This is a genomic window from Streptomyces sp. NRRL S-495 (assembly GCF_000966955.1).
Classification (GTDB): domain Bacteria; phylum Actinomycetota; class Actinomycetes; order Streptomycetales; family Streptomycetaceae; genus Kitasatospora; species Kitasatospora purpeofusca.
Genome location: NZ_JZWY01000693.1, coordinates 1 through 6,364, shown reverse-complemented (window position 1 = coordinate 6,364; position 6,364 = coordinate 1). Strand labels below are relative to the sequence as shown.

6 protein-coding genes are annotated in these 6,364 nt (G+C 75.2%); 4 read left to right on the top strand and 2 right to left on the bottom strand.

The features are described from left to right. Both VR45_RS31035 and VR45_RS31030 read left to right on the top strand, forming a co-directional pair. Positions 1–680: PaaX family transcriptional regulator C-terminal domain-containing protein (locus tag VR45_RS31035; RefSeq protein WP_045943204.1), on the top strand; the 680-nt coding region annotated here is incomplete at its 5' end. A gap of 1 nt (position 681) precedes the next feature. Further along, positions 682–2,319 (top strand): amidohydrolase, encoded by a 1,638-nt coding sequence (locus VR45_RS31030; RefSeq protein ID WP_045943203.1) that lies wholly within the window; start codon positions 682–684, stop codon positions 2,317–2,319. A gap of 6 nt (positions 2,320–2,325) precedes the next feature. On the opposite strand, the gene VR45_RS31025 is transcribed toward VR45_RS31030, so the two are convergent. Then, complete coding sequence (locus VR45_RS31025) at positions 2,326–2,880, bottom strand: hypothetical protein (protein ID WP_234326332.1); 555 nt, start codon at positions 2,878–2,880, stop codon at positions 2,326–2,328. 138 nt (positions 2,881–3,018) lie between these two features. Further along, positions 3,019–4,443 (bottom strand): short-chain fatty acyl-CoA regulator family protein, encoded by a 1,425-nt coding sequence (locus VR45_RS31020; RefSeq protein WP_045943201.1) that lies wholly within the window; start codon positions 4,441–4,443, stop codon positions 3,019–3,021. 374 nt (positions 4,444–4,817) lie between these two features. On the opposite strand from VR45_RS31020, the gene aceA reads away from it, so the two are divergent. After that, entirely contained in the window at positions 4,818–6,113 is a 1,296-nt protein-coding gene (gene aceA / locus VR45_RS31015; protein WP_045943200.1) for an isocitrate lyase, read from the top strand. A 107-nt stretch (positions 6,114–6,220) separates the two neighbouring features. Beyond that, on the top strand, positions 6,221–6,364 hold a 144-nt coding region (locus VR45_RS50725), incomplete at its 3' end, for a hypothetical protein (RefSeq protein ID WP_159394414.1).

Below are 6,364 nucleotides of genomic sequence, written 5' to 3'. Positions count from 1 at the left end.
CCGGCTACCGCCTCTCCCCCGCGATGGGCCCGGTGTTCGAGGAGGGGGACCGCCGGATCTTCCGCAGCCTGGAGCCCGCCGAACTCGCCGACGGCTGGGTGGTGGCGGTCTTCTCGGTCCCCGAGTCCGAACGGGCCCACCGCCACACCCTGCGCTCCCGGCTCAGCTGGCTCGGCTTCGGCAACGCCGCCCCCGGCGTCTGGCTGGCGCCCGCCCGGGTCCTGCCCGACGCCCGGCGCCTGCTCGAACGCCTCGGCCTGGACGCGTACGTCCATCTCTTCCTCTCGGCCGAGTACGCCGGATTCACCGATCTGCGCACCGCCGTCGCCGCCTGGTGGGACTTCCCCGCCATCGAGGGCCAGTACGCCGCCTTCACCGACACCTGGCGGCCCGTCCTCGCCAGCCGCAGCGGCGACGCCGGCTCCAGCGCCGGTGCCGACCACCCCGACCTCGCCCCGGCCGAGGCGTTCCGCGACTACGTCCCGATGCTCACCCAGTGGCGGCGGCTGCCCTACCTGGACCCCGGACTGCCCGCCCCGCTGCTGCCGCCCGACTGGAACGCCGTCGCGGCCCGGGCCGTCTTCACCGGGCTCCACACGCTGCTCGCCGGGCCGAGCCTGCGCCACGTCGAACAGGTCACCGGGCTGGTGACCGCCGCCCACCACCGCCAGGAGCCGTGAGATGACCCCGCAGCCCCACCAGCCCGCCGCCGACCTGCTGGTGCGCGCGGCCGCCGTGCACACCCTGGTCCCCGGCGAGCCGCCGCGGCGCGCCGTCGCCGTCACCGGCGACCGGATCACCGCCCTGGCCGCCGACCCGCACGGCCTGGACGGACTGATCGGCCCCGCCACCGAGGTCGTCGACGCACCCGGGGCGACCGTGCTGCCCGCCTTCGACGACACCCACACCCATCTGATCCTCGCCGGACACAGCGTGCACGGCGTGCCCGTCCACCGCGCCGCCGACCTGGCCGGCTTCCTCGCCCTGGTCCGCGAACGCGCCGCCACCACCCCCGCCGGGGAGTGGATCACCACCACCGTCAACTGGCAGGAGGTCAACCTCGCCGAGCAACGGATGCCCACCACCGGGGAGTTGGACACCGCCACCGACCGCCACCCGGTCCTGGTCCGCCGCGGCGCCTACAACATGGTGCTCAACTCGGCCGCGCTGCGGCTCGCCGGCATCACCGCCGCCACCCCCGACCCGCCCGGCGGCGTGATCGAGCGCGACGCCGAGGGCCGCCTCACCGGCCGCCTGATCAACAAGGCGATCGAGCTCGCCGAACGCGTCCTGCCCCGGGCCGGCCTCGCCGAGCGGATCGACGGACTGCGCGCCGCCTCCGCCGCCTACGCCGCCACCGGGATCGGCACCGTCCGCGACTGCCTGGTCCCGGTCGAGGACCTCGACGTGCTGCGCGCCGCCCGCGCCGAGGGCGCCCTCGCCGTCCGGGTCCGGGCGCTGGTCTCCGGCTTCGCCGTCCGCACCCCCGAGGAGGTGGACGCCCTGCTCGACCGCGTCGACGCCTGGCGGGCCGCAGGCCACGAGGACGCCCTGCTCTCGGTCTGGGGAGTCAAGTTCGGCATCGACGGCGGCTTCGAGGCGGGCGCCCTGGAGGAGCCGTACCAGGGGCAGCCCTGCTACCACGGCCGGCTGCTGTGGGAGCCGAAGGAGCTGGCCGAGGCCGTGGACCGGGTGGTCGGGCGCGGACTGCGGGTCGGCGTGCACGCCTGGGGGGACCGCGGTCTGCGCACCCTGCTCGACGTCTTCGAGGAGGTGCTCGCGCGCCGCCCCGGACTGCCCGCCGGCACCCTGGTCGTGGAGCACGGCGGCCTCGCCCGCGCCGACCAGCGGGCCCGGGCCGTCGCCCTCCGCATCCCGGTGACCGTGCAGCACCCGCTACTGCACGACGGCGCCCCCACCCAGCAGCGGGCCTGGGGCGAGGAGCGCACCCGCGCGCTGTTCCCGCTGCGCGAATGGCTCGACGAGGGCGCGATGCTGGCCGCCGGCTCGGACTTCCCGGTCGGCCCGTACGGCGCGATGCTGTCCGTCTGGGGAATGACCACCCGCCGCACCGTGGCCGGGGTGGTCGGGGCGGAACACGCGATCGAGCGGTCCGAGGCGATCGCCCTGCACACCTCGGCGGCGGCCCGGCTGACCGGGGAGAGCGCGGACCGGGGCGCCCTGCGGACCGGCGCGTTCGCGGATCTGACCCTGTGGCCGACCGACCCGCTGACCTGTCCGGTCGAGGAGCTGCGGGGGCTGCAACCCGACCGCACGGTGGTCGGCGGGCGCACGGTGCACCGGCTGCACCGGCGCTGAGGCGCCTCAGTCCGGGGTCGTAGGCGCGGGGTTGTCCAGCGGCCGCACCTCCTGGAGCAGGCCCCAGGTGAAGTCCGCCGTGCGGGCCTGCGGCCGGCCCTCGGCGTCCGGCGCGGTGAAGTCCAGCCGGAACCGGTTCGGCGCACTGCCCTCGCGCGGCACGGCGGGCGGGAACGCCGCGCCCAGATCGGCCACCACGCAGCTCCACGGCCGCAGGTCGTCGAGCGTGCGGAGCACCGGCGGCGGGGTGTCCGCCGCCCGCACCAGCCAGGCGTTCAGCACCGGCGCGCCCACCTCGGCGGGGCCGGTCAGGACCTCGAACCGCAACCCGGGCCAGAGCGGCAGCGCCCACTGCCGGGCGGAGCACGCGAGGTCCCCGATCCGCCGTGCCACCACCGCCTCCGGCGGCCCGAGCACGGCGGTGTAACGGCGCCCGCCACCCGGGAACCCCGGCGCCCTGAGCATCGCCTGCCAACGCTTGTTCGCCTCCCGCATCCCCGCCCGGGTCTCCCCCAGCCGGCGGACCGCGTCCTCGACCAACTCCGGCCGGAAGTCCGCCATCCGCCGCAGCAGGACCAACTGGAACTCCGTCACCCCGAACCCGTGCACCCCGGCAGGTTACCGGGCGGGCCGCCCCTGACCGGGTGAACTGGCCCTGACCGGGCGGGCTGCCCCTGACCGGCCGGACACGACCGTCGGTCAGCCGAGGCCGCCGGGGCCGGTCGGGTACGGCGCGAAGGTGCTGCTGTGCTCGTCCACGGCGAGCGGACGGCCGATCGGCGGGGCGGAGCGCTGTGGGCAGGCCGCCCGTTCGCAGACCTTGCAGCCGAGGCCGATCGGCGTGGCCGCGGCCTCGTCGGTGAGATCGAGACCAGCCGAGTACACCAGGCGCGAGGCGTGCCGCAGTTCGCAGCCCAGGCCGAGGGCGAAGGTCTTGCCGGGGCGCCCCCAGCCGCCGGGCGAACGGGTGACGGCGCGGGCGGTCCACAGGTAGCGGCGGCCGTCCGGCATCGCGGCGACCTGGACGTGCACCCGGCCCGGGGCGGCGAAGGTCTCGTAGACGTTCCACAACGGGCAGGTGCCGCCGGTGCGGGAGAAGTGGAAGTCGGTGGCGGACTGCCGCTTGGAGACATTGCCCGCCCGGTCGACCCGGACGAAGGAGAACGGCACCCCGCGCAGACCCGGCCGCTGCAGGGTGCTGAGCCGGTGGCACACCGTCTCGTGGCCGACCGAGAAGTGGTCGGCGAGGTGCTCCAGGTCGTAGCGGGACGTCTCCGCCTCGTCGTGGAACACCCGGTAGGGCAGCACCAGCGCGGCGGCGAAGTAGTTCGCCAGCCCGATCCGGGTGAGCGCGTGCGCCGGCGCGCCCTCCGGGCCGTCCTGCGCGGCGAGTTCGGTGAGCAGCGCGTCGTGTTCGAGGTAGCCGAGCTGGGTGGCGAGCCGGAAGGCCTGCTGGCCGGGCCGCAGCCGGGGCGACAGGTGGAGGGTGCGGCCGACCGGGTCGAAGTGGTGCAGCCGGTCGTCCTTCCCGCCCGGCCCGGTGCTCACCCGGACGGAGTGCGCCTCGGCCAGCCGGTCGGTCAGCGCGGTCCGCACCCGGCCCCGGCGGACCCCGATGCGCTTCGCCAACTCCTCCGCCGCCCGGTCGAGTTCGTCGACGTAGTTGGCCCGCCGGTAGAAGAATTCGCGGACCTGCTCGTGCGGAGTGCGGGCCTCGGTCAGGCCCGCGGCCGGACCGCGGTCCTCGGCCAGGACGGCGAGCTGCTCGGCGGCGGTGCGGCGGCGGCGGTCCACGTCGAGCAGCAGGGCGGCCACCGCGGGCAGCCGCTGGGCCAGTTCGGCGAGGTCCCCGGCGGTGATCCGCCCGGCAGCGACCTCCTCGCCCAGGGAGTCGCGCAGTTCGGCGGTGAGCCGGGCGGTGTCGGGCGGGGCGAAGTAGCCGGCCTCCACGCCGAACGCCTCGGTGAGCCGCAGCAGGACCGGGACGGTCAGCGGGCGGGCGTCGTGCTCCAGTTGGTTGAGGTAGCTGGGCGAGAGGTCGAGGAGCCGGGCGAGGGCGGCCTGGCTGAGGCCGCGCTCCTCGCGCAGCCGGCGCAGCCGCGCCCCGGCGAAGGTCCTGCCCATGTGTCCCGGCCTCCCTGGTCGACGGGCGCCCACCCTAGCCGTTCGGGCCCGCCCCGGTCTTCGCAGACTTCACCGATTCACTGTTCCGGCTTCGCAGAACTTGGCACCCGTCCAGCGGTGACGGCGCCCCCGTCGGCCTGCCAGAGTCGTGCCGCGGCCGGGTCCCGAACCCGGACGGCACCAACCACCGGCCGGACGTCGGGTGTTGGCGCCCGTCCCCGGCGGATCCACGTCCCGCGGTGCAGCACCGCCCGCCCGGTACCCCGGCCGCGCCCGCCCTCCTGGTGGCGGGCATCACATCCTTCGCAGCACCACACCCTTTGCAGCACCACATTCTTCGCAACACACGGCAACGAGCCCGGGAGCGGATCACCATGACCGAGTCGGTACGGCAGCAGCAGGAGCGGCGCGCGGCGGAACTGGCCGCCCGGTGGGCGTCCGACCCGCGCTGGGCGGGCATCGAGCGCAGCTACACGGCGGCGGACGTGGTCCGCCTGGCCGGGACGGTCCGCGAGGAGCACACCCTCGCCCGGCGCGGCGCCGAGCGCCTGTGGCAGCAGCTGCACGAGCAGGACTACATCCACGCCCTCGGCGCGCTCACCGGCGGCCAGGCCGTCCAGATGGTGAAGGCCGGGCTGCGGGCGATCTACCTGTCAGGCTGGCAGGTCGCGGCCGACGCCAACCAGGCCGGGCAGACCTACCCCGACCAGAGCCTCTACCCGGCCAACTCGGTCCCGCAGGTGGTGCGCCGGATCAACAACGCGCTGCTGCGCGCCGACCAGATCGACGCCGCCGAGGGCACCGACGGCGGCCCGGACTGGCTGGTGCCGATCGTCGCCGACGCGGAGGCGGGCTTCGGCGGCCCGCTGAACGCCTTCGAGCTGACCAAGGGCATGATCGCGGCCGGTGCGGCGGGCATCCACTACGAGGACCAGCTGGCCTCCGAGAAGAAGTGCGGCCACCTGGGCGGCAAGGTGCTCGTCCCGACCGCGCAGCACATCCGCACCCTCAACTCCGCCCGGCTCGCGGCCGACATCGCCGACGTGCCGACCCTGATCGTCGCCCGCACCGACGCGCTCGCGGCCAATCTGCTCACCACCGACGTGGACGAGCGCGACGCCCGCTTCTGCACCGGCGAGCGCACCGCCGAGGGCTTCTACCGGGTCGAGCCGGGCATGGCTCCGGTGATCTCCCGCGGCCTCGCCTTCGCCCCGTACGCGGACCTGATCTGGGTGGAGACCGGCACCCCGGACCTCGCTCAGGCCCGGGAGTTCGCCGAGGCGATCAAGGCCGAGCACCCGGACCAGATGCTGGCCTACAACTGCTCGCCCTCCTTCAACTGGAAGGCCGCGCTGGACGACGACCAGATCGCCAAGTTCCAGCGGGAGTTGGGCGCGATGGGCTACCGGTTCCAGTTCATCACCCTGGCCGGCTTCCACGCGCTCAACCACTCGATGTTCCAGCTGGCGCGCGGCTACGCCGAGCACGGCATGACCGCCTACGTCGACCTCCAGGAGGCCGAGTTCGCCGCCGTGCCGGACGGCTACACCGCCGTCAAGCACCAACGCGAGGTCGGCACCGGCTACTTCGACCAGGTGAGCACGGCGCTCAACCCCAACGCCGAGACGCTCGCCCTGACCGGCTCCACCGAGGCCGAGCAGTTCCACTGAGCCACCCCGGCGGGCTCGTCGGGGACGAGCCGCCGTCCACCCCACCGCCCGGGGCCCCGTTGAGGGACGGGGCCCCGGGCACCTCCCTCCGCCTCCAGGAGAACCGGATGAGCCTGCCCACCCGTATCGAGGTCCTCGGCGCCACCGAGGACCGCTTCGAGGAGGTCCTCACCCCCGAGGCCCTCGCCTTCGTCGCCCGCCTGCACCTCCCCTTCGCGGCCCGCCGCACCGCGCTGCTCGCCGAGCGGCGG

Bases quoted from the DNA above. Each gene is read 5' to 3' on its own strand.
- VR45_RS31030 (WP_045943203.1), top strand. From the start codon at position 682: ATGACCCCGCAGCCCCACCAGCCCGCCGCCGACCTGCTGGTGCGCGCG.
- VR45_RS31025 (WP_234326332.1), bottom strand. From the start codon at position 2,880: ATGGCGGACTTCCGGCCGGAGTTGGTCGAGGACGCGGTCCGCCGGCTG.
- VR45_RS31020 (WP_045943201.1), bottom strand. From the start codon at position 4,443: ATGGGCAGGACCTTCGCCGGGGCGCGGCTGCGCCGGCTGCGCGAGGAG.
- aceA (WP_045943200.1), top strand. From the start codon at position 4,818: ATGACCGAGTCGGTACGGCAGCAGCAGGAGCGGCGCGCGGCGGAACTG.